Genomic DNA, 3,636 nt, shown 5'->3' with positions numbered 1-3,636 from the left:
TCAAGAAGAATTTCCAATAATCCAGAAGGATTGGGAATAATGCTTAAAGGGGGAAATGCTAAATATCATGTACTCAAAGTATGCAATCCTTATTGCGGGCCATGTGCTAATTCACATCCTATCTTGGAAGAATTGTTTGCTTCAGGAAACATAAACTTACAGGTTGTATTTCATCCCGGCGGAGAAGATGCCATTAAGTATAAAACTATTAGTCATATTATGGCTGTAGCAGCTCAGGCCAATCAGGAGCAGATACTGAAAGCACTTGATGATTGGTACTTGTCAGAGAAGAAGGAGTATGAAGCTTTTGCGGCCAAATACCCTATGAACGGAGAACTGAAAACTCAGGAATCCCGCACACAAGACATGCTAAATTGGTGCGAACAGGAAAATATCAGTTACACACCCACCATCTTTATCAATGGGCATGAATTACCTAAAGCTTACAGTATAGAAGATCTAAAATATATTCTGGTATAAAAAAACACCATTTTGTGATAAAAAATATTCAATCGCGATGAATGGTCAGATGCTTCGGCTGACCCAAATGTCCGGAGATTTCAATTTTCAATAAAATCTAAAAAAAATGAAAAAGTTAAGTTTAGAAATGCTCAGACTTACTTCCGATGAAGTCCTTGGGAGAAGTCAGATGAAGAAGATTACTGGGGGGTATGGAAACAACTGCACTGTATGCTATCGTTATGGCGGCCCAAACCAACCGCCAAATGGAACATATAACACTGCTGGTTCTTGTGATGCAGGAGGGGTATGCTTTAATGACCCTGATTGTTTTACATGGTCTTGTCATTGATCTTGCAGGTTAGGGTATCAGTTCACATCATGTTTAATTAATGTAAATAAATTGGTTAAATAAGTATGGATTGACTTATGTTAGATTAATAAATATGATTATCCGCTTCTTTGCCACTAATCAAATAAACGAGCATTTATCTTCAAACAGATACTTATAGATATTAGATACAAACTTGATATTATTTCGAAATCGCAGGTTATTTCTATTGTCTAGATACTACTGGTATGAAAGCGGATATACATATTAATAAATTACCGAACTACTTCAAATAATTTTTTTTGGAGTGGTTCGGAATTTCTTCTCTTGTATTTTAAAATAATTTTATGTTTAGGGATCAAATATAGCTCCCTAATTTAAAAGACCTTCTAATTGTAGACTACAGATTTAAAGGGGGAAATCATAAAGAAAAATATACTTATCTCAACTATGAAACATATTACGAGAGTGTTGTTTTTTATTTTTATTTTTCAATTTCAAAATTGTGGAATTAAAGAATTTCCAGATTCTCTTCAATCTACAAAAACAATAGAAATCAAAAGGGATTTTTTAAAGGGAGATTCACCGGAATTTATAATTGAAATAATAGACACTATAAACCTAGAAGTTCCTGGAAATCCACCTCTTACTTCAGTCCACGATTTGGCTTTTTCGCAAGACTTCTTTCTTCTAGTAGACAGAAGACAGGGTCTATTAAAATTTGACAACAAGGGTAGTTTTTTAGGGAAAATCGGGGAGAAGGGAGAGGGGCCAGATGAATATACTATACCATATGCGATTCACTTGGATGAAAAGGAAAATGTTGTGCTTGTGGCGGATTGGCAAAAAATGACCGTGATTTCCTATTCCCTCGAAGGAAAATTTGAATCAACAAGCAATAAAATACCTGGGCATCCTATCTCCTTCTATAAAGATAATGATACCCTTCTGGTTGTTCAGGAGACGCTTAATGGTACCAAGGAAAAGCCCCGTCAGGTGTTGATAAGCTCAATTGAACCCAAAACCCTTGAAGTTAAAAACTGGGAAAGGCCACTTTACGGCTATCATTCTAATTACACACATATCCATCCAATCCCCAGGATATTAAGTCGGGTAAATAACGCAATCTTGTTTTATATGCCAATCAACCGGGGAGAAATATCATCGCATAGGGACAGGGATACGATTTTTAGAAAACAGGAGGGTCGATTGACCCAGAATACCTACTTCATTTCATTGGATTTGACAACACACTTCAATTGGGAATAAGCCAAGTGGTGATGTCCGATAGCTATGCATTTTTACATTTTGTATATGACTATCGTTCCTATTTTATAGTAATTGATTTGGAAAACAATCGTCCCCTAATTCATTTAAGGCAATTATTTGATCAGGAAATGACACATGAAATAATTCCAAAGCCTTTTAAAGGAAATGTGTATTACTCCATTCTTAGGGATAAGCAAAATGCCCTAGAAAAAAATCCACTAATCGTTATGTATCGTTTGACATTCGCTAGAAATTAAGTTAAAAAATTTTGCTTCTTACCACTGACTTTAGATGTTAAAATTCTAAATATGTTTTAAACTTTCAATACTATTCTATTCCTTTGAAAACCTCCTTCCCCTTCTACAAACAACCCGACACTAAAGACTGTGGTCCTACCTGTTTGCGCATCATTGGCAAGCACTATGGCAAGCTGATATCCCTAAAAGAAATACGAGAAATATCTGAAACGACAAGGGAAGGAAGCAGCCTATTGAAGCTAAGTGATGCTGCTAAAGCCATGGGTTTTAAAACTATTGGGGCCAAACTGAGTTTTGAAAAACTCAAACAGGCGCCGCTGCCACTGATTGTTCATTGGGACAAACAGCACTTCGTGGTGGTCTATCGGATAAGAAAGAATATTGTGTATATTTCTGATCCTGCCTATGGTTTGATCCAATATAATAAGCAGGAGTTTATTTCAAGATGGATAGGAAATAACGCAAATGAGCAAACCAAAGAAGGTATTACGCTCTTGCTTGAATCTATTCCTCATTTTTCACTTAAAATGTTTACTCAATGAAGCACCTGTTTTTCTTCTTTTTTTCGGTTGTTTTCACCACAATGCTTTACGCTCAAAGTAGTCCTGGCATTAATCAAGTATCCGGAATAGTTAAGGATGAAGTTTCTGTCGTACCCAATGTCTATATCTTCTTAAAAAACCATCCTGACTTTAATAGCTTAACAGATTCCAAAGGAGCTTTTAAACTACGATTCCCTGAGGTCCTTAAAAATGATACCATCATTGTATCTCATATAGGATATATGAAGGTTGAAATACCCATTGAAAGACTTGGGGAATCTTCAAGCACGATAAACTTGAAAAATAGGACTATAGAACTTAAAGAGATAACCGTAAGGCCGGAGGAAAATTTACCCGGAGAATTCCTTCTAAAGGTTATTCAAAATATTCCAAATAATTACCCTGAAAAAAGACATCAAATGACAGGGCTTTACCGGAAAGTTTCTACTAATTATGAAGAATTTACCCATTTGGTAGAAGCTCAAGTATTAGTAGAAGATGTTGCTTATAACAAAGAACGTCACAGGGGCGAAAAGTCAAAATACAAAATTTTAGAGCCAGCGATGATTTTGCTGAAATAGACTCTACTTACCTCCTGTTTTTAAGAAAGTTCAGGGATTCTCAGCATTTACGCTATAATGTTGTACGATAACCAATAATTCAATTGTATGAAAATAATTTTATAGAAATACCTTGAGATGTAGTCATTAAACTAAAGGTATATTCAGACTAATTATTGGTAGTATTGAAAAGCCTGTTTATCAAAAATTTATTGGTA

The 3,636-nt window shown here is 35.3% G+C and carries 5 protein-coding genes; all 5 read left to right on the top strand.

What is annotated here, in order from left to right; translation table 11 throughout:
- Window positions 1-480 (top strand): DsbA family protein (locus tag A3SI_RS16255; protein WP_009057631.1); only part of this gene is annotated, 480 nt, incomplete at its 5' end.
- Between the two features lie 191 nt (window positions 481-671).
- Window positions 672-824: a hypothetical protein gene (locus A3SI_RS19185; RefSeq protein ID WP_156810364.1), complete on the top strand. Its 153-nt coding sequence runs from the start codon at window positions 672-674 to the stop codon at window positions 822-824.
- Window positions 825-1,240: 416 nt separating this feature from the next.
- Complete coding sequence (locus A3SI_RS16250) at window positions 1,241-2,059, top strand: 6-bladed beta-propeller (protein ID WP_009057629.1); 819 nt, start codon at window positions 1,241-1,243, stop codon at window positions 2,057-2,059.
- A gap of 340 nt (window positions 2,060-2,399) precedes the next feature.
- Window positions 2,400-2,858: a cysteine peptidase family C39 domain-containing protein gene (locus A3SI_RS16245; protein ID WP_238531826.1), complete on the top strand. Its 459-nt coding sequence runs from the start codon at window positions 2,400-2,402 to the stop codon at window positions 2,856-2,858.
- Window positions 2,855-3,439, top strand: coding sequence for a carboxypeptidase-like regulatory domain-containing protein (locus tag A3SI_RS16240; protein ID WP_009057622.1), 585 nt, complete (start codon window positions 2,855-2,857; stop codon window positions 3,437-3,439). Before A3SI_RS16245 ends, A3SI_RS16240 begins: the two co-directional genes overlap by 4 nt.
- Window positions 3,440-3,636: the final 197 nt, after the last annotated feature.

The sequence above is a fragment of the Nitritalea halalkaliphila LW7 genome, from assembly GCF_000265075.1.
GTDB lineage: Bacteria > Bacteroidota > Bacteroidia > Cytophagales > Cyclobacteriaceae > Nitritalea > Nitritalea halalkaliphila.
This window is presented reverse-complemented; position numbering and strand designations above follow the sequence as displayed.

Bases quoted from the DNA above. Each gene is read 5' to 3' on its own strand.
- A3SI_RS16240 (WP_009057622.1), top strand. From the start codon at position 2,855: ATGAAGCACCTGTTTTTCTTCTTTTTTTCGGTTGTTTTCACCACAATG.
- A3SI_RS19185 (WP_156810364.1), top strand. From the start codon at position 672: ATGGAAACAACTGCACTGTATGCTATCGTTATGGCGGCCCAAACCAAC.
- A3SI_RS16250 (WP_009057629.1), top strand. From the start codon at position 1,241: ATGAAACATATTACGAGAGTGTTGTTTTTTATTTTTATTTTTCAATTT.